The following is a 24,164-nucleotide window of genomic DNA, read 5'->3' on the forward strand; positions in this document are numbered from 1 at the left end:
CGAGTCGGTCCCACCCCTTCCCATCCCGAACAGGACCGTGAAACGACTCTACGCCGATGATAGTGCGGATTCCCGTGTGAAAGTAGGTAATCGTCAGGCTCCCCTCAAGCCAGAAACCCCCGCCCAAACAGGCGGGGGTTTTTGCATTTGTGGCCGGATTTGCCGCGGGCGACCCTGAGCCAAACGGCCTGCCGATCCGGGTTATCGGTCAGTCGATTGTCGTTGTGACGGTTGTCGACGATCGTCCGTTGGACTGCGCCGCTATTGCAGACCGATAAGGACGCTGAGCAATCCACAGATGCGGTGCGGGCCACACGAAGCGGCCCTTGCTACTTAGCGCGCAAACGGGCTGGGGCCAGTCGTTTGATGGTAAGGCTGCTCGCGGAAATCAAGATCGCCATAGTCCGGCGTGATATGGATCTGCCGTGTCTTGTGATTGATTTCGAGATAGACGCGATCACCAGGCTCGAATCCGAACAGCTTGAAGTGTGCATCGATGACGGCCATCCAAGGCAGGTACGGCCAGCCTCGCTTGGGCTTGTCAGGCGTGCTGCGGAGGATCATCTGAAGCACAGTTTTCGGGTCTTGCTGCTTGCGCTTACGGAACAGCGCTTTAATATGGGCGACAGCCATTTCCGACTCCTGAGGTGAGTTGGTTGTGGTCAGCGGGTCGTATGGGTGGCAGCCTATGCGGCCCGCGCTTTTTTGCGGTGATGCTGGTTCAGTCTACGCGAAGAAGAACGCTTTATGACATCAATACGAGCGAATTTGCCGAACGGTATAGGGACCATTAGTGCTTGGAACTTCGCGTTGCCAAGTGGATGGGACTAGCGACGAAATAGTCGAAATGCTTGGGGTCGGCGCCGGAGCCAGTGTGTTCTGGAAGCTCGACGCGTGACGACCGAATGCTCCCTCGCCGCAGAGCAGCGGGACGCGTGGGCCGAATGCGACGGGCCATATATAGCGCAGCAACCGCATCTCCTGAATCTCGTGCTGCAGGGAACGCATAGCAACTTCCATTGACCCGTCACCCTTGCCTTTGCCCGAGCACCTTCACTCAACCTCGGTCGACCTCGTCGGTTGCCCATGTCGCGATTTGGCGAGTGTGCATTGGCGGAGCGATCTTGAACCCCAGCCGTACTCGTCGCAGTTGACCTTGGGTCAAGGTCTGTCGAACGACATATGGACTCCACCCATCTGAGGCTTTCACCATGTACGCAGGTGCCCATTGGGCGCTTGAGCACCCTGCTTGGACCTTACGACGTTCTCATGCTTCCTGTCAGATGGTCGCTACAGAAGGAGGTCCGCGATTCTCGGAGCGGTTAGTCAACTCTTGCTTGACTCCGGGAATCAAAGTCAGCAACATGCACGAAAAATTCCCAGCGAATCCATGAAATCCCCTGACAACACTTTGGCACTTCAGTACCTGCAAGAGGCGGCGCGCTACTTCTCCCGAACGGAGATTGCGGAGCGGCTCGGCGTAGGGCACTCAACGGTCAGTCGTTGGCTCTCGGAAGCTACTGCGCCGAAGCCTTATGTCGTCGACACCCTCAAATCGATGCTGCAGCCGTTCGGAACGACCGCAGCGACTGCGGACTTCACCTTCATTGACCTGTTTGCAGGCATAGGCGGGATACGCAAGGCATTCGAGCTCAACGGCGGGCGGTGCGTGTTTACCAGCGAATGGGATAGCTACGCGCAGAAAACTTATCATGCAAATTTCCCGGACGGGATGCGGATTCACGGCGACATTACGGATGTCGACGAAAAAAGCATTCCCTCTCATGACGTATTGCTTGCTGGATTCCCCTGCCAGCCATTCAGCATCGCCGGGGTATCCAAGAAAAATGCACTCGGGCGGGCCCACGGCTTCCAAGATGAGACGCAGGGCACATTGTTTTTTGACGTTGCACGAATCATCCAGGAAAAACGCCCGAAGGCATTTGTGCTAGAGAATGTCAAGAACCTGCAGTCCCATGATAAGGGACGGACTTTCGACGTGATTATTCGGACGCTGCGGAACGAACTGGGCTATTACGTTCACTACCGTATCATCGACGGTCAGCACTGGACGCCGCAGCACCGCGAGCGGATCGTAATTGTCGGGTTTCGCGAGCCGACTCCATTTAGCTGGGACTCACTTCAGTTGCCGGAGAAGGGCCAAGTGAAGATGAAAGACATTCTGCATAAGGTGGATGGTAGCGAGCCGCGGCTCGAGCATGATGGAGATCGATACTTTGACCATGAAGCCCGGAAGGTCAACGACAAGTACACATTGACGCCCAATCTTTGGAAGTACCTACAGGATTATGCTGCGAAGCATCGGGCGAAGGGCAACGGCTTCGGATACGGTCTCGTCGGCCCGCAAGACATTGCTCGCACACTGTCTGCGCGTTACTACAAGGACGGCTCCGAGATTCTAGTAGCGCAAAAGAAAAAGAATCCGAGGCGTCTGACGCCTCGTGAATGCGCAAGATTGATGGGATATCCTGACAGTTTTGTGATCCCGGTGTCGGACACGCGCGCGTACAAGCAGTTTGGAAATTCGGTTGTTATGCCGGTATTCAGGGAAGTTGCTCGGATTGTTAAGCCCTGGATTGTAGAAGATGCCTTTGTTCCGGTTATCGGAGATCTCTTTACAGACCAGTGTGCCGATCACCAAGTGGCGACAACTTGATGGTGGCAAGCGGCGAGAGCTGGCTGTCGCGTGGCCTCTTGGCGGTAACTTCTGAAATGCGGAGACGTGCGTGACGGATATTGTCGACAGGGAGACCCGTAGCCGCATGATGTCTGGTATTCGCAGCAAAGATACCAAACCGGAAATGCTTGTGCGACGCGCGTTGCACGCGAGAGGCCTTCGATATCTTTTGCATTCGCCAAACCTGCCGGGAAAGCCGGATATGGTATTTCCCAAGTATCGAGCAGTCGTATTTGTGCACGGTTGCTTTTGGCACATGCACGACTGCAAATACTTCAAGCTTCCTGGAAGCCGGACCGGGTTCTGGCAGGAAAAGCTACTGAAGAACAGTCGAAGAGACCAGACCGTTCGCGATATTGTGCAGTCGCTCGGCTGGCGAGTGCTGGTCATCTGGGAATGTGCGACACGAGAGGCCCGGTTGATCGACTCAGATACCTTGCTCATCGACACGATCGTGCAATGGATTACTGGTGGAGCACCGAGCGCAGAAATTGGTTCGGATGGCACGCCTCACTCCTTGATTTCAAGGGCCGAGTCTGCGAAAGATTTGGATTAACCCCTTCCCAGCTCAAATGCCAATTGACTGGTATTGTCCCCGAAATAGTGGTTGCCATCATCTGGTCAACGCCCCTAAGTTATAATCGAGCAACTGTCAACGTGCACTCTCATATGGTGCGTTGCGATAGTCTTGGACTATACGCGGATCTGCTTCAAGGCATATTAGATATGCCTCGATCAATCGCTGGCTCGCGTGGTGACCAAGACTCATTCAACACAGAAAAAGGGGAACGGGGTTGCGAGAGTTCGAGACGCTGGACGGATTGCTTCACTGCCTAGCAGGACATGGCGCTCAGCACATTTATTGCAAGTTTCTAGCCGAAAACGACAATAGCAAACAGCAGATATATCTTGGAAAAAGCTTCGAAGTTTTACAATTGCTGGTTTTTGGAACTATTCGCCCCGAAGCAAGCGTAAAAGTCCCTAATTTCAAGGCAGACATCCCGCTGTTTTGGATTGACGGTGATGGCAGAAAAGCCGCTGCTCCTGGTGCGCAGTTAATTTTGTATCCAAAGTATCCCGAGGTCCGGCTTTCCGGTTTTTTGAGAGGTTGTCCGCTTGCCCCCGCGATGATGCTCCGTCCAATACCAAAGAGCGAGCGGCGATTTAACAATGGGTCCGACGGCCGAATACTCTTCTTGGGCGTTTCGAACAATTCCGTGTTTGCATACTTGGCTGCGGCAGCTTCACCTATTGCAGCTGCTATGCGAGACCGCATGGGAGCCGCGCAGCCCGATGCCGGTACACTACGCGAGATCACGCTCAAAGAAGGACCCGATGCACGTAGTCAATTGCTTGAACGGTTGCGCGAGATTTACAAGTCTAATCCGCACCCGTCGATGAAGCTCGATCGTACCGGAAATCGAGTCGTCTATTCGGCAAGAAATGGCGGTGGATATACGCTCGAGGCCTTGTTCGGTATTGTGCCAAACGGGCGCTCTGCACCAGACTTTATGGGGTGGGAGTTGAAGGCATACAGTGGATCAAGGATCACCTTGATGACGCCGGAGCCGGATGCCGGGTATTACGGTAAAAATGGCGTGGAGGCCTTTCTCCGGAAATACGGACGAAATTTACCTAACGATGTTATTTACTTCACGGGTTCCCATAAAGTTGGTGTGCCAGCGAAATCGTCGGGCCACACTCTTGTCACTGTAGGTTTCGATGAAAGATCAAAAAAAATCATTGATGTGGATGGTGGAATTAGGCTAATTGACGATAAGGGTGACGTGTCCGCGGAATGGACATATTCAGGGCTTGTCGAGCAATGGGCGCGAAAACATGCGGCGGCAGCCTATGTTCCATACACGAAATCGTTAAATTTGCCATTTGATTATAGTTACAAAACACCGGTCTTGCTGGGTGAAGGCACGGAATTCGGACTGTTTTTGAAAGCCCTTTCAGATGGCAAGGTAATTTACGATCCCGCTCCGAAAATCGAACGAGCAAGTATGCAAAATTCTAAAACAAAGGCGAGAAGTCAGTTTCGAATTGGAGTAAAGGATTTGGCATGTTTGTATCAAAATTTTGAATCGATCGACATTGGCGACGAGAAATGCTAACGGAGGTACCATCAATCTATGTCGAAGCGTTTCGCACATCGTAATCCATCACGTGATGATGGAGACGGGATGTCGCCGCGACGCTGATCGCGACTCGGCCCAAGCCCGGCCTAAAGGCCGAGAGGTCGATACCGTGGCTCGACCACAGTCAAAGCGTGGAAGGACGGCCGACGACCGTTCATTAAGCCCACAGTAAAAAAGTAGGCCCCTAAATTTCCATTTATGGGCCTACATTTGTGGTCATAAGTCGTTCCCAAACTTCATCAAACGTCAATATTCCCCGCCCGCAACGCATTCGACTCAATAAACGCCCTACGCGGCTCGACCTCATCCCCCATGAGGGTAGTAAAGATCCCATCCGCCGCAATCGCGTCTTCGATCTGCACGCGCAGCAGACGCCGCACGGTCGGATCCATCGTCGTTTCCCACAGCTGCTCAGGGTTCATCTCCCCAAGCCCCTTATAGCGTTGCTTCGACACGTTCCGCTCAGCATCCGCAAGCAGCCACTTCATCGCGCTCTTAAAGTCGTTCACAGCCATACTGCGCTCACCACGCTTGATCACCGCCCCAGCCTGAATCAGCCCTTCAAACGTCTTCGCGGTCGTCACCAGCTGCTGATAATCCGCCGTATGCTGGAACTCTTCATCGATGACCGAAACGCGCACGTTCCCGTGATGCGCCCGCTCAACGCGCAGCGACCGCAGCTCCCGCACCGGATCATACGAAGGCACCACGCGCACTTCATTCTTCAGCGCGTCATCATGCAACGCCGCATGCAGCGCCTTCGCCGAAGCCTCCGTAGAAGCCTCGCTCGACAGATCGATCGCCACGCCATCCATGATCGCCTCGAGCGCTGCCGGGTCATACAACCGGCTCAACCGGTCGATGACGCTCTGCGACAGCAGATACGACCGTGCCAGCTCCCCAAGCGCATCACCGGAAATCGCCACACCATTCTCGCTAGGCACCAGCTCCGACCCTTGCAGCGCCAACCGCAGCATATGTGCATTGAGCTCCGTATCGTCCTTCAGATACCGCTCATCCTTCCCGGCTTTGATCTTGTAAAGCGGCGGCTGCGCGATATACACATACCCGCGCTCGACCATCTCCGGCATTTGGCGATAGAAGAACGTGAGCAGCAGCGTCCGGATGTGCGCACCGTCGACGTCCGCGTCGGTCATGATGATGATGCGGTGATAACGCAGCTTCTCGAGGTTGTAATCGTCCTTGCCGATCCCGCAGCCGAGCGCGGTCACGAGCGTGACGATCTGTTCCGACGACAGCAGCTTGTCGTAGCGCGCCTTCTCGACGTTCAGCACCTTGCCGCGCAGCGGCAGGATCGCCTGGAACTTCCGATCGCGCCCTTGTTTTGCCGACCCGCCTGCCGAGTCACCCTCGACGATGTAGATCTCGCACTTCGCCGGATCCTTCTCCTGGCAGTCCGCGAGCTTGCCCGGCAGGCCGACGCCGTCAAGCACGCCCTTGCGGCGCGTCATTTCCCGCGCCTTCCGCGCCGCATCGCGCGCACGCGCAGCCTCGACGATCTTGCCGCAGATGATCTTCGCGTCGTTCGGCGTTTCGAGCAGGAACTCTTCCAGCGCCTTCGCGACGACTTCCTCAACCGGCGCACGAACCTCGGAAGAAACCAGCTTGTCCTTCGTCTGCGAACTGAACTTCGGCTCCGGCACCTTCACCGACAGCACGCACGACAAACCTTCGCGCATGTCGTCGCCGGTCGTCTCGACCTTCGCCTTCTTCGCGATTTCGTTGTCAGCGATGTACTTGTTGATGACGCGTGTCATCGCGGCCCGCAAGCCGGTCAAGTGCGTGCCGCCATCGCGCTGCGGAATGTTGTTGGTGAAGCACAGCACATTTTCGTTGTAGCTGTCGTTCCACTGCATCGCGACTTCCACGCCCACGCCATCCTTCTCGCCATTGACGTGGAAGATGGTCGGATGCAGGTTGCTCTTCGTCTTGTTGATGTACTCGACGAAGCCCTTCACACCGCCGGCGAACGCGAAATCGTCTTCCTTGCCCGAACGAAGATCGGTGAGACGAATCCGCACGCCGTTGTTCAGGAACGAGAGCTCACGCATGCGCTTCGCGAGAATGTCGTAGTGATACTCGACGGTCCCGAAGATCGTCGGATCGGCCATGAAATGCACTTCGGTGCCGCGGTTCTCGGTATCGCCGATGATGTGCATCGGCGACACTTCCTCGCCGTCCACCTTCTCGAGCACGCGATCCTGCGCGACGCCGCGATGGAATTCCATGAAGTGCTTCTTGCCGTTGCGGCGCACGGTGAGGCGCAGCCAGCTCGACAGCGCGTTCACGCACGACACGCCCACGCCGTGCAGGCCGCCCGACACCTTGTAGCTGTTCTGGTCGAACTTGCCGCCGGCATGCAGCTCGGTCATCACGATCTCGGCAGCACTGCGCTTCGGCTCGTGCTTGTCGTTCATCTTCACGTCGGTCGGGATCCCGCGGCCGTTGTCGGTCACGGAAATCGAGTTGTCGGCGTGAATCGTCACGTGGATGTCGTTGCAGTACCCGGCCAACGCTTCGTCGATCGAGTTGTCGAGCACCTCGAACACGAGGTGGTGCAGACCGGTGCCGTCCGACGTGTCGCCGATGTACATCCCGGGGCGCTTGCGCACCGCTTCCAGACCTTCGAGGATCTGGATCGACGAGGCGCCGTAGCTGCTGTTATCGGGTTGCGAATTGTGCTGTTCACTCATGGATATCTTCCGGTTCTGCGAGGCCACTCAGGTGGCGGCGCGGTGCGTTTCAGCGAGAAATCGCCGGGCCGCTCCAGTTTCCTGGCCCGCCCGAAGTGCCGAAAAGGCACTAAAAGGGCGGGTTGTCGGTTCGCCATAAAAACGCCAAAGGGGCTTGCCGCCCCCTGGTGTGTGTCGCGATGTCGAGCGCGTCAGATGCGCATCGGCATCACGACATACTTGAACTCGTCGTTCTCGGGCACGGTAATCAGCGCGCTCGAGCTGGCGTCGCCGAGGCTCACCTGCACGGTGTCGACCTTCAGGTTCGCGAGCACGTCGAGCAGATACGTGACGTTGAAGCCGATGTCGACGGTATCGCCCTGGTAGGCGATTTCGAGTTCTTCCTGCGCCTCTTCCTGATCGGCGTTGGTCGACATGATCTTCAGCTGGCCCGGCGCGACGATGCAGCGCACGCCCTTGAATTTGTCCGAGGTCAGGATGGCCGCGCGTTGCAGCGAACGCTGCAGCTCTTCACGGCCGATCTCGAACGTGTTCTTGTGCGCCTTCGGGATCACGCGCTGGAAATCGGGGAACTTGCCCTCGACGAGCTTCGACACGAGCTCGACCTGGCCGAACGTGAACTTCGCCTGGGTCTGCGCGATGTCGATGGTGACGGTGTCGTCGATGTCCTCGAGCAGGCGCTGCAGCTCGAGAATCGTCTTGCGCGGCACGATGACTTCCTGGCGGCCGAACGTGCCGCCCTCGATCTTCATCGACGAGAACGCGAGGCGGTGGCCGTCGGTGGCCACGGCCATCAGCTGGTCGCCGTCGACGACAAGCAGCATGCCGTTCAGGTAGTAGCGGATGTCCTGCTGCGCCATTGCGAAGTGCACCATGCCGAGCAGCTGGCGGAACGACTTCTGCGGGACGCTCAGGGTCGCGCCGAAATCCTTCGCCTGCGCGACGGTCGGGAACTCGTCGGCCGCGAGCGTCTGCAGTGCGAAGCGGCTCTTGCCCGATTGGACGGTGAGGCGCTTGTCGGCGAGCGACAGCGTGACCTGGCCGTCAGGCATCGCGCGCAGGATGTCGAGCAGCTTGCGGGCCGCGACGGTGGTGGCCACCTGGTCGCCGCCGACGCCGAAATCGGCGCGCGTGGTGATCTGCAGCTCCAGGTCGGTCGACAGGAATGAAACGTCCGGGCCGTTCTTGGTGATCAGCAGGTTGGCGAGGATCGGCAACGTATGGCGGCGTTCGACGATGCCGCTGACCGTTTGCAGCGGCCTGAGGAGTGTGTCTCGTTCGGTCTTGACCAGTTGCATAGAGTTCCTTCGTTGAGTAACGGCCTGCAGCGCAGCAGCCTCGCAGCGCCCCGCCGGCCGGGCTCTCGGCCCGCCACCACCGGGGCGGTCAAACCTGTATTGTGCCTCAAAACCGAACGGCCCCCCTTAAATTGGGGCGGAGGCCGAATTATCAAGCGCGGTGCGCGCGCTCAGCCCTTCAGCGTCTGTTCCAGCACGTGCAGCTCGTGATTGAGCTGCGCGTCCTTGCTGCGCTCGTCGGCGATCTTGCGCACCGCGTGCAGCACGGTGGTGTGATCGCGCCCGCCGAACAGCTCGCCGATTTCCGGCAGGCTCTTCTGCGTGAGTTCCTTCGCCAGGTACATCGCAATCTGCCGCGGCCGCGCGATGTTCGCGGGACGCTTCTTCGAATACATGTCGGCGACCTTGATGTTGTAGAAGTCGGCGACGGTCTTCTGGATGTTCTCGACCGAAATCTGCCGGTTCTGCACGGTCAGCAGGTCCTTCAGCGCTTCCTTGGTCAGCTCGATCGAGATCTCGCGGCCGTGGAACTTCGAATACGCGAGGATCTTGCGCAGCGCGCCTTCGAGCTCGCGCACGTTCGAGCGCAGGTGCTTCGCGACGAAGAACGCGACGTCTTCCGACAGGTTCACGCCTTCGGACTGCGCCTTGCGCATCAGGATCGCGACGCGCATTTCCAGCTCGGGCGGCTCGATCGCGACGGTCAGGCCCGAGTCGAAGCGCGAGATCAGGCGATCGTCGATGCCCGAGATTTCCTTCGGATACGTGTCGCTGGTGATGATCACCTGCGCCTTGTTCGCGACGAGCGCCTCGAACGCATAGAAGAACTCTTCCTGCGTGCGCGACTTGCCGGAGAAGAACTGGATATCGTCGATCAGCAGCAGGTCGAGCGAGTGGTAGTAGCGCTTGAAGTCGTCGAACGCCTTGCGCTGGTACGCCTTCACCACGTCCGACACGTATTGCTCGGCGTGGATGTAGCGGATCCGCGCGCCGGCCTTGTCGAGCAGCAGCTGGTTGCCGATCGCGTGGATCAGGTGCGTCTTGCCGAGGCCGACACCGCCGTACAGGAACAGCGGGTTGTACGAGATGCCGGGGTTGTCCGCGACCTGGATCGCGGCGGCGCGCGCGAGCTGGTTCGCCTTGCCGGTCACGAAGTTGTCGAACGTGAGCACGGGGTTCAGCTTCGAGCGTTCGTACATCGAATCGGCTTCGCCGCCGTTCGCGGGTGCGGCGCCGGGGCCCGGGCGCCACGTGCGGCGGCCGGCGGCCGCTTCGTGCGCGGGCAGGCTCGGCAGGTCGATGTCGGCGTCGTCGGCGTTCAGGTGGTGCGCGGCGGCCGCCGACGGCGTCATCGGCACGTCGGCCGGCGCGCTGGGCGCGGCCGATGCATTGGCGGTCAGGTTGGCGGCGATCGCGGCGACCGTCGCGGCAGGCCCGCTCGGGGCCAGCGGCGCACGCGGGGCGGCCGCTGCGGCGCCCGCGGGCGCGCTGCGCATGCCGGCCTTCGGATCGAGGACGAACTGGACTTCGATCGGCGTGTTCCAGAATTCGCGGGCCAGATCGGAGATCCGGCCCGAAAACTGGCTCTTGACCCAATCCAGCTTGAAGCGGTTCGGCGCGGCGATGGACAGCGTGTTCGCCGACGCATCGAAGGCCACCGGGGCCAAGGGTTTGATCCACGTCACGTACTGCTGGGGCGTCAACTCGCGCTCCAGCAGTGCGGAACAGTGTTGCCAGAAATCGTTCATCAAGTAACTGTCGTTTTTTGCGTGCACAGCGCGGCTCGCCGGCGCCCTTGTCGCGGTCGTGCAACAAGGCCCGAAGCGGTCGTGCGAGCGTGCGTCGGACGCCTGCGTCACAGTGCTGGAGGGGCAGGCGCGGGCCGAAGCGGCGTGCGGGATTCTTGGAGATAAGGCGAGATTCTACCGCCAAACGCGGCCACAGCGGGACTTATCCACAGGCTGCGATTGTGGGCCGCGGGGCCGGATCGGCGCGGGCCGGCACAGGCGGACGACTCGTAAAGTATTGACCGTCAAGAGAAAAACGGTTTAAATAGCGGGTTCCGCGAAAACCAATCCTGTATTCCCGGCGATTGCGTTCGCCCGAATGCCTCCGGTTAAGGGCACGCGGTCCCCTGAATTTCGACATTCTCGAACAAGTGAGAACATCATGAAACGTACTTACCAACCGTCCGTGACGCGCCGCAAGCGCACCCATGGCTTCCGTGTCCGCATGAAGACGGCAGGTGGCCGCAAGGTCATCAACGCTCGCCGCGCGAAGGGCCGCAAGCGCCTCGCCATCTAAGGCAGGTTGCGCGCTGTGTCCGCCGTCCGCAGTCCTGCGGAAGGTGCCGTCGAGCCGGGTGCGAATCCGTCGCAGACGAAAGCCGCCTTCCCGAAAGCTGCGCGACTTCTGAAAACGGATGAATTTTCATCCGTTTTTCGTTTGCGCCCCTGGCGGCGCTCCGCGCACTTCGTGATCTACGGCAAGCCGACCGGCCAGCCTGCCCGCCTGGGGCTCGTCGTCGGGAAGAAGTATGCGCCGCGTGCAGTGACCCGTAATCTCGTGAAGCGGCTGGCGCGCGAAGCGTTTCGCCTGCGCCGCGCCGAATTCGCCGGTTACGACCTGCTGCTGCGGCAGCACACGCGCTTCGACAAGAAAGCGCTGCCGAGCGCGGCTTCCGCCCCGCTCGCGGCGATGTGCGCGACCGAAATCCGCGAGCTGCTCGACAGGGCGGCCCGGGAGATCGCGCGCCGGGCGTCGAAGCCCGCGTCCGAGTGACGCATCCGTTCGCGGTGCGGCGTTCGCGCCCGCCCGGCCGGTTTTGACGCGGCGTCGAACGGCGCCGCCCAAGGTATGAAAACGGTATTGATCGCGTTGCTGCGCTTCTACAAGGTTGCCGTGAGCCCGATGCTCGGCGACCGTTGCCGTTTTTATCCTTCCTGTTCGGATTACGCGCGCGAGGCAATCCAGTATCATGGCGCCGCGCGCGGCACGTATCTCGCCGTCAGGCGCGTGTGCCGATGCCATCCGTTTTCCGCGGGCGGCATCGACCTCGTCCCGCCGCCCAACTCCGACACTCGCGCTCGCGGCGAAGCCGACGCGCGGTCCCATCGACTCTGAGACAACGCATGGATATCAAACGCACCGTCCTATGGGTGATCTTCTTCATGTCAGCTGTCATGCTGTACGACAACTGGCAGCGCGACCATGGACGCCCGTCGATGTTCTTCCCGAGCGCCACGCAGACGGCCCCCGCGGCTGCCGGCGGTGCATCGGGCACGGGCGCGACGACGACCGCAGGTGAAGTGCCTGCCGCGGCCGCGGGCGCGGCACCGTCGACGACGGCACCGGCCGCGCAGGCGCAGCTCGTGAAGTTCTCGACCGACGTGTACGACGGCGAAATCGACACGCGCGGCGGCACGCTCGCGAAGCTGACGCTCAAGAAGCAGGGCGACGGCAAGCAGCCCGACCTGTACATCACGCTGTTCGACCACACGGCCGGCCACACGTATCTCGCGCGCTCGGGGCTGCTCGGCGGCGACTTCCCGAACCACAACGACGTCTACACGCAGCTGAACCCGGGCTCGACGTCGCTGACGGGCGACCAGAACACGCTAAAGCTGTCGTTCGAATCGCCGGTGAAGGGCGGCGTGAAGGTCGTGAAGACCTACACGTTCACGCGCGGCAGCTACGTGATCGGCGTCGATACCAAGATCGACAACGTCGGCACCGCACCGGTCACGCCGACGGTCTACATGGAACTGGTGCGCGACAACACGGCCGTCGAAACGCCGATGTTCTCGCATACGTTCCTCGGGCCGGCGGTCTACACGGACGCGAAGCACTTCCAGAAGATCAACTTCAGCGACCTCGACAAGAACAAGGCCGACTACGTGACCTCCGCCGACAACGGCTGGGTCGCGATGGTGCAGCACTACTTCGCGTCGGCCTGGATTCCGCAGCAGGGCGTGAAGCGCGACATCTACGCTGAAAAGATCGATCCGTCGCTGTACCGCGTCGGCGTGAAGCAGCCTGTGGCCGCGATCGCACCGGGCCAGTCGGCCGACGTGCAGGCACGCCTGTTCGCCGGTCCGGAAGAAGAGCGCATGCTCGAAGGCATCGCGCCGGGCCTGGAGCTCGTGAAGGACTACGGCTGGGTGACGATCATCGCGAAGCCGCTGTTCTGGCTGCTCGAGAAGATCCACAGCTATGTCGGCAACTGGGGCTGGGCGATCGTGCTGCTGACCGTGCTGATCAAGGCCGTGTTCTTCCCGCTGTCGGCCGCGAGCTACAAGTCGATGGCGCGCATGAAGGAAATCACGCCGCGCATGCAGGCGCTGCGCGAACGCTTCAAGAGCGATCCGCAGAAGATGAACGCCGCGCTGATGGAGCTGTACAAGACCGAGAAGGTGAATCCGTTCGGCGGCTGCCTGCCGGTCGTGATCCAGATCCCGGTGTTCATCTCGCTGTACTGGGTGCTGCTCGCTTCGGTCGAAATGCGCGGCGCGCCGTGGATTCTGTGGATTCACGACCTGTCGCAGCGCGATCCGTTCTTCATCCTGCCGGTGCTGATGGCCGTGTCGATGTTCGTGCAGACGAGCCTGAACCCGACGCCGCCGGACCCGGTCCAGGCGAAGATGATGAAGTTCATGCCGATCGCGTTTTCGGTGATGTTCTTCTTCTTCCCGGCCGGCCTGGTGCTGTACTACGTCGTGAACAACGTGCTGTCGATCGCGCAGCAGTACTACATCACGCGCAAGCTCGGCGGCGGCAAGAAGGCCTGATGGATGTCCCGCACGCGGGCGGCCAGCCGCCCGCGATGCACGAGAAAAAGCCGCATGGTTTTATCCATGCGGCTTTTTCGTTTTCGGCGACTGGCGGCGCGGCAGGGTGTGGCGAAGGCCGGCCGTTGCGGTTCAGCCCTTCTTCGCTTCGTTCTTCGCGTCGCTGCCGTAGAACTGCTCGATCAGTTCCTGGACGAGGTAACGTTGATGCGGCGGCAGCGCCTCGATCTTCGACGCGAGCTCGATCGTCTCGGGTGTCGGCGGATAGCGCTCGTCGCGCGGCAGCGGTTGCGGCGTTGGATGTTCGGCCACGCTCGGCGATGGGCCGTAATGCAGCCAATGCAGTTCGACGCGCAACCATTCGGCGAGCGTTTCGAGTTTGTCCGGCGTCGGGATCGTCCGGCCGGTCAGCCATTTGTGCGCGGTTTGCGGCGAAACCGGCTGCGCACCGTGGTGACGCAGGTTGAACCGGTTCGCGAGTTCGGTCGCGCCGGTGACCTTCTCCGGGCTGCGCCTCAAGGCGAATTTCAGGCGTTCCGAAAACGCTGATTTTTCTTCGGGTGTCGGCATGAGGTGATTGTGCAATTCCACCGGCACCTCTCAGACAACCATATAGGATAAACATAGCTTATTTGGATGAATCCGAACCTGTCGAGGATCGTCCCGAGCAATGAGGAGGGGCGAGCGCGGGCCTTTGCGGAAGGCATACTCGTCCGAAATGGACAGTACCTAGCGGCGCGGCGGTAATACTCGACTTAGCTCCGTCGGGATAAATTCGGGCGAGTTCGAAACCGACGTGGCGTCGGGTAGCGTTCGGGCCGGCACGCTACAATGCCGGCGTCCCGATGCCCGAACCGTTGCGTGAGCGCATCATTGACCCTCCGTTCACCCGATTCCAGCGATTTCCATGCTTGCTACCGATTCCGATCCGATCGTCGCCATTGCCACTGCTGCCGGCCGGGGCGGTATCGGGGTCGTCCGCGTATCGTTCGGGCGCGCCGGCGAGGCCGCCGCGCTGCCGCTGATCGACGCGTTGTGCGGGCAGCGGCTCGCGCCGCGCCATGCGAGCTACGTGCCGTTTCTCGACGAGCACGGCGCGCCGCTCGACCGCGGGATCGCGCTGTATTTCCCCGCGCCGCATTCGTACACCGGCGAGCACGTGCTGGAACTGCAGGGGCATGGCGGGCCGATCGTGATGCAGCTGTTGCTGCAGCGCTGCCTGGATGCGGGGCGCGGCTTCGGGCTGCGGCTTGCGGAACCGGGCGAATTCACGCGGCGCGCGTTCCTGAACGACAAGCTGGACCTCGCGCAGGCCGAGGCCGTCGCCGACCTGATCGAGGCGAGCACCGAAGCGGCGGCGCGCTCGGCCGGGCGCTCGCTCGACGGCGCGTTCTCGCGGCAGATCCACGCGCTGGTCGAGGATGTGATCACGTTGCGGATGCTGGTCGAGGCGACGCTCGATTTCCCCGAAGAGGAAATCGACTTCCTGGAAGCGGCCGATGCGCGCGGCAAGCTGGTGAAGATCCGCGAGCAACTGGCGCACGTGCTCGGCGACGCGCGGCAGGGTGCGCTGTTGCGCGAGGGGCTGTCGGTCGTGCTCGCGGGGCAGCCGAACGTCGGCAAGTCGTCTCTGCTGAATGCGCTGGCCGGTGCGGAGCTGGCGATCGTCACGCCGATCGCGGGCACGACGCGCGACAAGGTCGCGCAGACGATCCAGGTCGAAGGAATTCCGCTGCACATCATCGATACGGCGGGGTTGCGCGAGACGGAGGACGAAGTCGAGCGGATCGGGATCGCACGGACATGGAGCGAGATCGAGCGCGCGGACGTCGTGCTGCACCTGCTCGATTCGCGCACCGGGATGACGGCGGACGACGAGACGATCGCCGCGCGGTTCCCGGATGGCGTGCCGGTGGTGCGCGTGCTGAACAAGACGGATCTGACCGGCGTGCCGGCGTGCGTCGAGCATCCGGCGGCCGAAGGCGATCTGACCGAGGTGCATCTGTCGGCGAAGCGTGGCGACGGGATCGACCTGCTGCGCGCTGAACTGCTGCGGATCGCGGGGTGGCAGGCCGGTGCCGAAGGCGTTTATCTGGCGCGCGAGCGGCATTTGATCGCGCTGCGGGCTGCGCAGGCGCATCTCGCGCAGGCGGCCGATCATGCGGAGCAGCGGGCGCAATCGCTCGATCTGTTCGCGGAGGAACTGCGGCTCGCGCAGGAACAGCTCAATGCGATTACCGGGGAGTTCACTTCGGATGATCTGCTGGGCGTGATTTTCAGCAGGTTCTGTATTGGGAAGTGAGCGGACCTTCCCGCCCAATGCTGGCTCTTCGAGTTCCCCCTCTTGCCATTTTCGGCATCTCAAGTCCGTTGCGAGACGAGCGCTCTTCCGATGACGGACGCCGTGCCACGCAGCATCAAGCGGCGGACACCATCGAGCGTTGACGGGGAAAACTTGCCGGGGTCGGCTTCGCGTTCGAGGCCGGACGTGATTTGGGCAGAATCCGCAGATAGATGCCGAAGGTTACGAAGGCTTTCCGAAATTCATGAGGAAAGACGCAACTGCCGTTTCCGTCAGTCCGGATCAGTCGACCCGGACGGCGCCATCGACACAGCCGGGATGGAATACCTCAATCCCAATCCCGATGATGATGGTGGTAATACCCGCCTCCACCGTAATACCCGCCACCATCAGGCACCACGATGCAGCCGCTCAACAACACGGCCACGCCGGCAATCAGCAAAAGGGTTTTCTTCATCGCGCTCACCTGCTCGGATTCGACATGAACCCAGCATAGCGAGCGCCTTCAACACCGGCTGTAAGCGATCGTTTCCCGGTGCCGCATTCGGTAACGGCGGATTATTCCGGTCACAATGACCGTAACAAATTCCCAATCCGCAGACGTTTTCACGCGACCACGACGCGGTTTCGTCCCGCATCCTTCGCGCGATACAGCGCGGCATCGGCGGCTTCGATCAATGCATCGGGCGTCGAGAGCTCGTCGGCCGACACGGTCGCGCAGCCGACGCTGACGCTCACGCGCCCGGCCGGCGACGACGGCATCGCCAGATCGAGCCGCAGCACGGCTTCGCGCACTTCCTCGGCAACGACGCGTGCCCCGCGCGCGCCGGTGTTCGGCAGCACGATCGCGAACTCCTCGCCGCCGTAGCGCGCGACGAGATCCGCGGGGCGCCGCACCGCGCCGGCCAGCGCATTCGCGACGGCGATCAGGCATGCATCGCCCTTCACGTGACCGAACGCGTCGTTGTAGGCCTTGAAGTGATCGACGTCGACCATCAGCAGCGACATCGGCTCGCCTTGCCGCCGCGCCTGCAGGAACAGCGTGTGGAAATGATCGTTGAAGTGGCTGCGGTTGAACGCGCCGGTCAGCCCGTCGCGCGCGGAGGAGCGAACCAGCGTCGCATGCGCCTCGAACAGCTGCTGATACAGCTTCGTCACTTCCCATGCGAGCACGCACACCAGCACACCGGGCGTGAACATGCTGAACACGCGCGCGAGGTACCAGCCGACGGTGAAGCGGTTCGTGGTCAGCAGGTTCAGCGTCGTGTCGGTGAGGCATGCGAGCACGGCGATCGCGAGCCAGAGGTCGAGCGTCGTGCGCAACCGGCCGGCGGCCAGCACGGCGACGAGTGCGAGCGCATTGAGGATCCACACGATCAGCGCGATGCCGTTGACGGGAAGCGCGCCTGCATCGGCCGGCGGACGGAATGCGGGCGGCAGTGCGACGTTCAGCGCGAGCACGCACAGCAGCGCGGCGGCGACGGCCGGGCCGCCGACGAGCGCATAGGTCCACAGGCGCGTCTGCGCCGTGCCGACCGGCGCGCGCGTGAGCCGCTCGCGTGCGAGCAGCGCGGCCATCACGAAGCATGGAAAGCCGGCATGCCAGAAGACCCACATCCACGCGGCGCTTTGCGGACGCGCGCCGAGCAGGCCATGCGGCGCGAATACGCCGGGAAAGGTGAGCAGCTGCAGCGCGACGGCGAGTGCGGTGAACGCATAGGCGCCGCCGAGCGCACCGAGCACGGGCTGGCGGGTGACGGTGAACTGCGCGCCGAGGAAAAACGCGGCGATGCTCGCGGTCGTGAATACGGTCAGCGCGCACATCGGCATGAACGGCTCGACGGCCGGCAGCGCGACGTTCGCGTGCGGCACGGCGATCCCGAGCGCAAGCACGATGACGAGCGCGGTCAGCGCGCCGAACCAGAGCTGCCGGCGCGTGGTGTGCTGGATCAGGATGCCTTCCATGGATTCCCCCGGGCGCTCGTGCGGTCACGCCCGGTCTTGGCGCCGGGCGGCATGCATCCGGCCGCGGCGCGACCGGTGCGGCCCGATCCTATCGCGTTATTCGCGCGCGCTCAAATTCCGAGGCCGGGGCCGAAATTGCCGGCGACCCAGCGCGTGACGGCATCGACGTCCGCGTAGTCCTGTTCGGGCAGGCCGTCGAGCATCGCCAGCACTTCGTTGCTCGCGCCGGCGTCGCGCGCGGCGTCGACGATCGCATCCTTGTTCGCCGGGTAGCGCACGGCGGCCAGCACGTCGGCGATCTGCAGATCGATCGCCTCGCCGGGGATATCGTGTGGAGGAAGGGCGGGTTTGTCGTTCACGTCGGCGTCTCGCTGGTTGAGCGGGAATCGGTTCGTAGCGGATGCGGCACCGTCCGACCGGCTGCGGACGAGCGGCCCGGACGGCATGCCTGCGGGAATTTCGATGGACTCAGTGTCCGCGCCGCACGCGGCGCCACGGATGCTTCCAGTCGATATGCGGGGCGTTTTCGTCGCGCGGATGCTGGCGCCGATGTTCCTGCCACAGTTCGTCGGAGAACAGCGCAGCCACGATCACGAGTGGCAGCACGAGGAAGATGCCGAGTATGACTTGCTCGATCACGATAGCCTCCTTGCGGTGGCAGGAACCCTTGCTCCCATTCTAGGCTCTGAACCTCGCCCGCGTTCAACTTCTTGCAGCGCGGAATGCGCCGCGTTCGCGGTGTCGCGCCACGGGCGCTTCATGCGCACGCGGCCATCAAAAAGGACACGAACATGCAACTCCAGAACGACAAGCACACGCTTGCACTGCGGCCGCTGGAGCGCCAGGACCTGCGCTTCGTTCACGAGCTGAACAACGACGCGAAGATCATGCGCTACTGGTTCGAGGAGCCGTATGAAACCTTCTCCGAGCTGTCGCAACTGTATGACCGTCACGTGCACGACCAGCGCGAGCGCCGCTTCGTCGCGGTCGATCCGCAGGGCGAGCTGGTCGGCCTCGTCGAATTGATCGAGCTCGACTACATTCACCGGCGCGGCGAATTCCAGATCATCATCGCCCCCCAATGCCAGGGGCGCGGCTATGCGGGCCAGGCGACGCGGCTCGCGATCGAATATGCGTTCAAGGTGCTGAACATGCGCAAGCTGTACCTGATCGTCGATACGTCGAATGCGGCGGCGATCCACGTGTACGAAAAATGCGGATTCCAGCACGAGGCGGAATTGAAGGAAGAATTTTTCGGAAACGGCGCGTATCACAACGCTTATCGCATGTGCATTTTCCAGCGCGATTATTTCGAGCGGCCGCAATCGGTCGAATGACGCCGGGTAAACCATTGGCGAAGACGCCCGGCGGTCATGTGCTGCCTCCGGTGTTCGGCCCATTCGGGAAAATACGGGTAAATACGAGTGCGCTTATACCTGGCATTTTTCTTGTATGGAGTAAATCCGGTTCCGCACTGCGGTAAATTCATGTCGTTTCGAATGACTTTATGTGCAACGCATCAAAATGCCCCGGATATTGAAATGAATTATCCAAGCCGTTCATCCGGGGCTTTGCGAATTCGCTGACAACCTTGCCTGACAATGCTTTGCGCCCGGCGGCGCGGGCGAATCATCCTGAAGGCAGACGTTGCCGCGCGTGTGCGCCAAACGAAAAACCGTGTGCGCGCAGGGTGCGACAATTCGCCGCTATTGCGATCGCACAACAAATGTGCTTGATATCGCTTGCCGGTCTTCTAAAGTGAAAAACGCGGGTTGACGATCACCTTTAAACACATAGCTAACCGAGCCTGGTGCCCGCAAGCCTGGAGACAGAACATGATGAAGCGTACCGGTGTCCTCTTTGCCCTCGTCGGCGCATTTTCGCTGGTGTCGATCGCCCAGGCGGGCGGTGATGCGGCTCTCCAGCCGAAGCAGGAAATCCAGCTGACGAAGAATGCGTGGGGCTGTCTGTCGAAAGACAATCTGGATTCCGTACTGAGTCACGAGCGTGATGGCAAGTCGCAGGCGAAGCAGCAGTACTTCGACGACTACCGTTGCCTGTCGGTGCCGGAAGGCCAGCGCTTCCGCGTGGTGTCGGTCGAACAGGGCGACGTCCAGTTCGTCAGCGCCGACAACAGCGACCAGCAGGGCCTCTGGACCGACTCGCGCTTCGTCAAGCAGTAATCCGCACGAACGCCTCTCGCCCCCGCACGCCGGCCGGAACCGCCGGCGGCGCGACACGAACGCGGCCCGGCCGATGCCGGGCCGTCGTGCTGTGGAGCGCCCGTCGCACGCCCGGCGGCGCGCATTCGGTATCATCACGGCCCGACCGAACCGAATGCCCGCCCGGGCCGACTCCGCATGGCGCTGAAATCCACGATCTACAAAGCCGAACTGCAAATCGCCGACATGGATCGGCATTACTACGCCGATCACGCGTTGACGGTCGCCCGTCACCCGTCGGAAACCGACGACCGGATGATGGTGCGCATCGTCGCGTTCGCGCTGTTCGCGCACGAGCGTCTCGAGTTCTGCAAGGGGCTGTCGGACGTCGACGAACCCGATCTGTGGCAGAAGGACCTGACGGGCGCGATCGACGTGTGGATCGAGGCCGGGCAGCCCGATGAACGGCGCATCTCGAAGGCGGCCGGCCGCGCCGGGCAGGTCACGGTAATCGCGTATGGCGGCAAGACCTCGGACATCTGGTGGCAGGGCGTGCGCAGCAAGGTGGAGCGGCTGCGCAACGTGCAGGTGCTGTCGCTGGCTGACGGCGTCGCGGCCGCGCTAGGACGTCTCGCCGAGCGCACGATGCGCCTGCAGTGCACGATCCAGGACGGTGCCGCATGGATCTCGAGCGCCGATCACGATCCGGTCGCGGTCGAGTGGACGGTCCTGAAGGCGCGCGCCGACGCGTGACGGCAGGCGTTCAGCCGAGCGCGGCGGGCGGCCCCTTGAATTCCAGCATGTTCCCTTCGGGATCGAACACATAGATCGACGGCCCGTAGCCACCGGCGCCGTAACGCTCGGCGGGCGCGCCGGGGCGCCCGCCATGCGCGGCGAAATGCTCGATCAGTGCATCGGGGTCGAATGGCTCGACGCGCAGGCACACATGGTCGAGATTGCGGCCGGTGCCGGGCGGGCCGCTGTCGGGACGGTCGATCGGGCCGCCAACGGACAGCAGGTCGATCAGTGCGTCGCCGGCGCGCAACTGTACAAGGCCCAGTTCGGGTTGTTCCTTCTCCACGTGGCAGCCGACGGCATCGCAATAAAAGCGCGTCATCGCAGCCATGTCGGTCACGCGCAGCACGATGTGATCGATCGCGCGGATGGTCGGTTTCATGAGCGGGCACTCCTTCGCGAAAGGCGTGCACCGAGTGTAGACGGCGCCGGCAACGTATGCTGGAACGCGGCACGATCGACAGACGAAAAAAAGCCCGTTCACGCAGAGCGGAACGGGCTTAATCCATATCAGGAGGAGACATGGAGGAGACAGTTCCAACTATACACACGGCGATGGTGCGTTGCAATATTCCAAATGAAAAAAATGGTCAGGACGGCGATTTGTCGCATCTGCGCTGCAGCAAAATAGTGACGCGATGATGACGAAACCGGCGCCGGCGCAACGCACGCGCGGTTTTCTTCTGATCGAACGGCTTCGGCGGGTTCGTGGTTGCGTCCCCGATTTCTCCGCGCGAATCACAGAGCAAGATTCAGGGCGCGACGGCCCACGTCGATGTCTAGAGTAGGCACCATCTACACTGGAGAGTGCGAGGTTCAGATGAAAACCGCCTATCAGACCGACGATGCCCGCTGGGGCGCCGTGACCGCACGCGATCCGCATGCGGACGGCGCGTTCTTCTACGCCGTGCGCACGACCGGCGTGTTCTGCCGCCCGAGTTGCGCGTCGCGACTGCCGCGGCGCGAGCACGTGTTCTTCTTTCCCGATACGGCCGCCGCACGCGCGGCCGGGTTCCGCCCGTGCAAGCGCTGCCAGCCGGAAGGGCTGCCGCGCGAGCTCGAGATCGTCAACCGCGCGTGCGCGGTGCTCGACGCGCAGCCGGAGCGGCTCACGCTGCAGCAGCTGAGCGACGCGGTGCACGTGAGCCCGTTCCACCTGCAGCGGCTGTTCAAGCGCGTGGTCGGCGTGTCGCCGCGCCAATATCAGGCCGCGCAGCGCGGCGCCGCATTGCGCGAGGCGTTGCAAAGCGGGCAGCCGGTCACGCAGGCGGCCGTCGACGCGGGGTTCAATTCGCCGTCGCGGCTTTACGCATCGGTGCCGCGCGAGCTGGGGATGGCGCCGTCCGCGTTTCGTCGTCAGGGCGCGGGACTGCGAATCGATTACGCGACCGCGTCGACGCCGCTCGGCACGGTGCTCGTCGCCGCGACCGAACAGGGCATTTGCCGGATCGCGTTCGGTGACGAAGCGGCGCCGCTCGTCGGCGAACTGAAGGACGCGTTCGCACGTGCCGAACTGGTCGAATCGCCGTCGCGGCTCGCGCCGTTCGTCGCGCAGATCCGCGCGTATCTCGACGGCACGCGGCACGCGTTCGACCTGCCGCTCGACATCGCGCCGACCGCGTTCCAGCAACGCGTGTGGGAAGCGCTGACGCATATCCCGTACGGCGAGACGCGCAGCTATTCGGAGATCGCCGAGGCGCTGGGCACGCCGCGCGCGGTGCGGGCCGTCGCGTCGGCCTGCGCATCGAACCCGGTTGCGCTCGCGATCCCGTGCCACCGTGTCGTGCAGAAGGGCGGCGCGCTCGCCGGATATCGCTGGGGCGTGCGCCGCAAGGCGACGCTGCTCGCGTCCGAGGCGCGCCATGCGCGCGACGATGAAACCGAAGCCGTTGCGGAGGGCAACGCAGTTTGAGCATCGATCACACCACGATCACGTCGATCGCGAACGGCGGCCACGTGCCGCCGTCCGCGCAGATGGCGCTGCGCTTCAAGGCGCCGTACGACTGGGCGCGCGTGCTGCGCTTCTTCAGCGGACGCGCGATTCCGGGTGTCGAACAGGTCGTCGACGGCATGTATCGCCGGATCGTCGACCTGAACGGCGACGCGGGCAGGCTCACGGTCACGAAGCATCCGCGCCGGCATTGCCTGATCGCGACGCTCGAGGGAGCGGCCGCGCGCCATGTCGACGACGCGTTCGCACAGCGTGTCGCGTCGATGTTCGACCTCGGCGCCGACCCGGCCGCGATCGGCGGCGGGCTCGCGCGCGACCCGTGGTTCGCGCCGCTCGTCGAGGCCGCGCCGGGGCTGCGCGTGCCGGGCGCCTGGTCGGGGTTCGAGCTCGCGGTGCGCGCGATCGTCGGCCAGCAAGTGAGCGTGAAGGCGGCGACGACGATCGTCGGCCGGCTCGTTCAGCGGGCCGGCGAGCGCGTCGCGCACGACGACGGCATGGCGGCGCCGGACGGCGCCCCCGCATGGCGCTTTCCGACCCCGGACGCGCTCGCCGCATGCGATCTGGAGAAGATCGGGATGCCCGGCAAGCGGGCCGCGGCGCTGACGGGCATGGCGCGCGCGGTGGCGGCCGGCCACGTGCCGCTCGATCCCGCGCAGGCCGATCTCGCGACGCTGCGCCGTGCGTGGCTCGAGCTGCCCGGCATCGGCCCGTGGACCGTCGAATACATCGCGATGCGCGCGTGGCGCGACCCGGACGCGTGGCCGGCGTCCGATCTGGTGCTGATGCAGTCGATTACCGCGCGCGATCCGTCGCTCGACCGGCTCGCGAACCAGAAAAGCCGGACCGAAGGCTGGCGGCCGTGGCGCGCGTATGCGGCGCTTCATTTATGGAACGACGTGGCGGACCGCGCAGGCGGCGCGCGCGGCGGATGACGTCGCCGCGCGCCAGCCGGCCGGCGCGACCGGGCAGCGCCGCGATGCAACCCGCGACGGGCGCCCGCCGGGCAAGGATCGGTCGGTGGTCCTCATCGTTGCAGTGTTTGACGGCGAGCAATCGGCTGCCCCGGGGGTGGATGCGTTCGGAGCGACCTTGACGACGATGCGTCGCCGATGCGGTTGCGCGGCGGGTTGCACCTGACGGCGCCGCCGTGCCCGCCGCGCACGTTCCTTCCGACGAATGTCGCGTGATCGCAGCGTTCGTCGATGCCGACGACGGTCTGCCGCGCGCGCGGCCATCGGCCCGCCAGACGGCCTGCCACGGCCCGCGCGCACCGCCCGGCGCCACCTCAAGCGCGTGTTCCGGCGAGATGTTAAAGTGCCCGCTACCAACGAAGCGACCAATAATCCAG

At 62.7% G+C, this 24,164-nt stretch carries 23 protein-coding genes and 1 rRNA gene; 14 read left to right on the forward strand and 10 right to left on the reverse strand.

What is annotated here, in order from left to right:
• Positions 1 to 99 (forward strand): 5S ribosomal RNA (gene rrf / locus HW466_RS32300); the annotation flags it as partial.
• Positions 100 to 333: 234 nt separating this feature from the next.
• On the opposite strand, the gene HW466_RS17220 is transcribed toward rrf, so the two are convergent.
• Positions 334 to 633 (reverse strand): hypothetical protein, encoded by a 300-nt coding sequence (locus HW466_RS17220; protein ID WP_170296683.1) that lies wholly within the window; start codon positions 631 to 633, stop codon positions 334 to 336.
• Positions 634 to 1,390: 757 nt separating this feature from the next.
• On the opposite strand from HW466_RS17220, the gene dcm reads away from it, so the two are divergent.
• From dcm to HW466_RS17235, 3 genes are all read left to right on the forward strand, one after another.
• Positions 1,391 to 2,677, forward strand: a complete 1,287-nt coding sequence (dcm, locus tag HW466_RS17225; protein WP_151005119.1) for a DNA (cytosine-5-)-methyltransferase — start codon at positions 1,391 to 1,393, stop codon at positions 2,675 to 2,677.
• 70 nt (positions 2,678 to 2,747) lie between these two features.
• The gene (locus HW466_RS17230) at positions 2,748 to 3,254 is read left to right on the forward strand and encodes a very short patch repair endonuclease (RefSeq protein WP_059869902.1); all 507 of its coding nucleotides are present in this window, start codon (positions 2,748 to 2,750) and stop codon (positions 3,252 to 3,254) included.
• A gap of 238 nt (positions 3,255 to 3,492) precedes the next feature.
• Positions 3,493 to 4,818, forward strand: coding sequence for an MvaI/BcnI family restriction endonuclease (locus HW466_RS17235; RefSeq protein WP_151005117.1), 1,326 nt, complete (start codon positions 3,493 to 3,495; stop codon positions 4,816 to 4,818).
• A gap of 263 nt (positions 4,819 to 5,081) precedes the next feature.
• Here the strand turns inward: HW466_RS17235 and gyrB are convergent, their stop codons facing one another.
• From gyrB to dnaA, 3 genes are all read right to left on the reverse strand, one after another.
• Positions 5,082 to 7,556 (reverse strand): DNA topoisomerase (ATP-hydrolyzing) subunit B, encoded by a 2,475-nt coding sequence (gyrB, locus tag HW466_RS17240; RefSeq protein ID WP_059448375.1) that lies wholly within the window; start codon positions 7,554 to 7,556, stop codon positions 5,082 to 5,084.
• Between the two features lie 191 nt (positions 7,557 to 7,747).
• On the reverse strand, positions 7,748 to 8,854 hold the full coding sequence (dnaN, locus tag HW466_RS17245) for a DNA polymerase III subunit beta (RefSeq protein WP_059448376.1): 1,107 nt from the start codon (positions 8,852 to 8,854) through the stop codon (positions 7,748 to 7,750).
• A gap of 170 nt (positions 8,855 to 9,024) precedes the next feature.
• Positions 9,025 to 10,602: a chromosomal replication initiator protein DnaA gene (gene dnaA, locus HW466_RS17250; protein WP_059448377.1), complete on the reverse strand. Its 1,578-nt coding sequence runs from the start codon at positions 10,600 to 10,602 to the stop codon at positions 9,025 to 9,027.
• Between the two features lie 421 nt (positions 10,603 to 11,023).
• Here dnaA and rpmH point away from each other — a divergent pair, with 421 nt between their 5' ends.
• The 4 genes from rpmH (at position 11,024) to yidC (ending at position 13,641) form a co-directional block, all read left to right on the forward strand.
• A complete protein-coding gene (gene rpmH, locus HW466_RS17255; protein WP_004198824.1) occupies positions 11,024 to 11,158 on the forward strand; it encodes a 50S ribosomal protein L34 in 135 nt (44 codons plus the stop codon).
• Between the two features lie 15 nt (positions 11,159 to 11,173).
• Positions 11,174 to 11,635 (forward strand): ribonuclease P protein component, encoded by a 462-nt coding sequence (rnpA, locus tag HW466_RS17260; protein ID WP_059448378.1) that lies wholly within the window; start codon positions 11,174 to 11,176, stop codon positions 11,633 to 11,635.
• 75 nt (positions 11,636 to 11,710) lie between these two features.
• Positions 11,711 to 11,977, forward strand: a complete 267-nt coding sequence (gene yidD, locus HW466_RS17265) for a membrane protein insertion efficiency factor YidD (protein WP_059448379.1) — start codon at positions 11,711 to 11,713, stop codon at positions 11,975 to 11,977.
• An 8-nt stretch (positions 11,978 to 11,985) separates the two neighbouring features.
• The gene (gene yidC / locus HW466_RS17270; RefSeq protein WP_059448380.1) at positions 11,986 to 13,641 is read left to right on the forward strand and encodes a membrane protein insertase YidC; all 1,656 of its coding nucleotides are present in this window, start codon (positions 11,986 to 11,988) and stop codon (positions 13,639 to 13,641) included.
• Positions 13,642 to 13,773: 132 nt separating this feature from the next.
• Here the strand turns inward: yidC and HW466_RS17275 are convergent, their stop codons facing one another.
• Positions 13,774 to 14,211 (reverse strand): helix-turn-helix domain-containing protein, encoded by a 438-nt coding sequence (locus HW466_RS17275; protein WP_059448381.1) that lies wholly within the window; start codon positions 14,209 to 14,211, stop codon positions 13,774 to 13,776.
• A gap of 337 nt (positions 14,212 to 14,548) precedes the next feature.
• On the opposite strand from HW466_RS17275, the gene mnmE reads away from it, so the two are divergent.
• Positions 14,549 to 15,943, forward strand: coding sequence for a tRNA uridine-5-carboxymethylaminomethyl(34) synthesis GTPase MnmE (gene mnmE, locus HW466_RS17280; RefSeq protein ID WP_060121843.1), 1,395 nt, complete (start codon positions 14,549 to 14,551; stop codon positions 15,941 to 15,943).
• Between the two features lie 328 nt (positions 15,944 to 16,271).
• Here mnmE and HW466_RS32110 read toward each other — a convergent pair whose 3' ends face one another.
• From HW466_RS32110 to HW466_RS17295, 4 genes are all read right to left on the reverse strand, one after another.
• Complete coding sequence (locus tag HW466_RS32110) at positions 16,272 to 16,400, reverse strand: hypothetical protein (protein ID WP_256941070.1); 129 nt, start codon at positions 16,398 to 16,400, stop codon at positions 16,272 to 16,274.
• A gap of 149 nt (positions 16,401 to 16,549) precedes the next feature.
• The gene (locus HW466_RS17285) at positions 16,550 to 17,908 is read right to left on the reverse strand and encodes a sensor domain-containing diguanylate cyclase (protein ID WP_059542659.1); all 1,359 of its coding nucleotides are present in this window, start codon (positions 17,906 to 17,908) and stop codon (positions 16,550 to 16,552) included.
• Positions 17,909 to 18,018: 110 nt separating this feature from the next.
• Positions 18,019 to 18,267, reverse strand: a complete 249-nt coding sequence (locus HW466_RS17290; RefSeq protein ID WP_059448518.1) for a DUF2795 domain-containing protein — start codon at positions 18,265 to 18,267, stop codon at positions 18,019 to 18,021.
• 109 nt (positions 18,268 to 18,376) lie between these two features.
• Positions 18,377 to 18,547, reverse strand: coding sequence for a hypothetical protein (locus HW466_RS17295; RefSeq protein WP_006489933.1), 171 nt, complete (start codon positions 18,545 to 18,547; stop codon positions 18,377 to 18,379).
• 152 nt (positions 18,548 to 18,699) lie between these two features.
• On the opposite strand from HW466_RS17295, the gene speG reads away from it, so the two are divergent.
• From speG to HW466_RS17310, 3 genes are all read left to right on the forward strand, one after another.
• The gene (speG, locus tag HW466_RS17300) at positions 18,700 to 19,245 is read left to right on the forward strand and encodes a spermidine N1-acetyltransferase (protein ID WP_059448519.1); all 546 of its coding nucleotides are present in this window, start codon (positions 18,700 to 18,702) and stop codon (positions 19,243 to 19,245) included.
• 498 nt (positions 19,246 to 19,743) lie between these two features.
• Positions 19,744 to 20,091 carry a surface attachment protein Sap1 gene (gene sap1 / locus HW466_RS17305; protein WP_059504394.1) on the forward strand — a complete coding sequence of 116 codons (348 nt, stop codon included), beginning with the start codon at positions 19,744 to 19,746 and terminating at the stop codon, positions 20,089 to 20,091.
• 177 nt (positions 20,092 to 20,268) lie between these two features.
• Positions 20,269 to 20,823: a YaeQ family protein gene (locus tag HW466_RS17310; protein ID WP_059504396.1), complete on the forward strand. Its 555-nt coding sequence runs from the start codon at positions 20,269 to 20,271 to the stop codon at positions 20,821 to 20,823.
• Positions 20,824 to 20,833: 10 nt separating this feature from the next.
• On the opposite strand, the gene HW466_RS17315 is transcribed toward HW466_RS17310, so the two are convergent.
• On the reverse strand, positions 20,834 to 21,247 hold the full coding sequence (locus tag HW466_RS17315; RefSeq protein WP_151006093.1) for a VOC family protein: 414 nt from the start codon (positions 21,245 to 21,247) through the stop codon (positions 20,834 to 20,836).
• A 438-nt stretch (positions 21,248 to 21,685) separates the two neighbouring features.
• Between HW466_RS17315 and ada the strand changes: the two genes are divergently transcribed.
• Both ada and HW466_RS17325 read left to right on the forward strand, forming a co-directional pair.
• Entirely contained in the window at positions 21,686 to 22,777 is a 1,092-nt protein-coding gene (gene ada, locus HW466_RS17320) for a bifunctional DNA-binding transcriptional regulator/O6-methylguanine-DNA methyltransferase Ada (RefSeq protein ID WP_151006092.1), read from the forward strand.
• Positions 22,774 to 23,748: a DNA-3-methyladenine glycosylase family protein gene (locus HW466_RS17325; protein ID WP_174905982.1), complete on the forward strand. Its 975-nt coding sequence runs from the start codon at positions 22,774 to 22,776 to the stop codon at positions 23,746 to 23,748. The genes ada and HW466_RS17325 overlap by 4 nt, the downstream gene beginning before the upstream one ends.
• Positions 23,749 to 24,164: the final 416 nt, after the last annotated feature.

This window comes from Burkholderia territorii, assembly GCF_902833055.1.
Taxonomy (GTDB): domain Bacteria; phylum Pseudomonadota; class Gammaproteobacteria; order Burkholderiales; family Burkholderiaceae; genus Burkholderia; species Burkholderia territorii.

Coding starts and splice junctions, on each gene's coding strand:
- mnmE (WP_060121843.1), top strand. CDS start 14,549: ATGCTTGCTACCGATTCCGATCCGATCGTCGCCATTGCCACTGCTGCC.
- yidD (WP_059448379.1), top strand. CDS start 11,711: ATGAAAACGGTATTGATCGCGTTGCTGCGCTTCTACAAGGTTGCCGTG.
- HW466_RS32110 (WP_256941070.1), bottom strand. CDS start 16,400: ATGAAGAAAACCCTTTTGCTGATTGCCGGCGTGGCCGTGTTGTTGAGC.
- yidC (WP_059448380.1), top strand. CDS start 11,986: ATGGATATCAAACGCACCGTCCTATGGGTGATCTTCTTCATGTCAGCT.
- HW466_RS17275 (WP_059448381.1), bottom strand. CDS start 14,211: ATGCCGACACCCGAAGAAAAATCAGCGTTTTCGGAACGCCTGAAATTC.
- rpmH (WP_004198824.1), top strand. CDS start 11,024: ATGAAACGTACTTACCAACCGTCCGTGACGCGCCGCAAGCGCACCCAT.
- HW466_RS17220 (WP_170296683.1), bottom strand. CDS start 633: ATGGCTGTCGCCCATATTAAAGCGCTGTTCCGTAAGCGCAAGCAGCAA.
- gyrB (WP_059448375.1), bottom strand. CDS start 7,556: ATGAGTGAACAGCACAATTCGCAACCCGATAACAGCAGCTACGGCGCC.
- HW466_RS17315 (WP_151006093.1), bottom strand. CDS start 21,247: ATGAAACCGACCATCCGCGCGATCGATCACATCGTGCTGCGCGTGACC.
- HW466_RS17310 (WP_059504396.1), top strand. CDS start 20,269: ATGGCGCTGAAATCCACGATCTACAAAGCCGAACTGCAAATCGCCGAC.
- sap1 (WP_059504394.1), top strand. CDS start 19,744: ATGATGAAGCGTACCGGTGTCCTCTTTGCCCTCGTCGGCGCATTTTCG.
- dcm (WP_151005119.1), top strand. CDS start 1,391: ATGAAATCCCCTGACAACACTTTGGCACTTCAGTACCTGCAAGAGGCG.
- dnaN (WP_059448376.1), bottom strand. CDS start 8,854: ATGCAACTGGTCAAGACCGAACGAGACACACTCCTCAGGCCGCTGCAA.
- speG (WP_059448519.1), top strand. CDS start 18,700: ATGCAACTCCAGAACGACAAGCACACGCTTGCACTGCGGCCGCTGGAG.
- ada (WP_151006092.1), top strand. CDS start 21,686: ATGAAAACCGCCTATCAGACCGACGATGCCCGCTGGGGCGCCGTGACC.
- dnaA (WP_059448377.1), bottom strand. CDS start 10,602: ATGAACGATTTCTGGCAACACTGTTCCGCACTGCTGGAGCGCGAGTTG.
- HW466_RS17285 (WP_059542659.1), bottom strand. CDS start 17,908: ATGGAAGGCATCCTGATCCAGCACACCACGCGCCGGCAGCTCTGGTTC.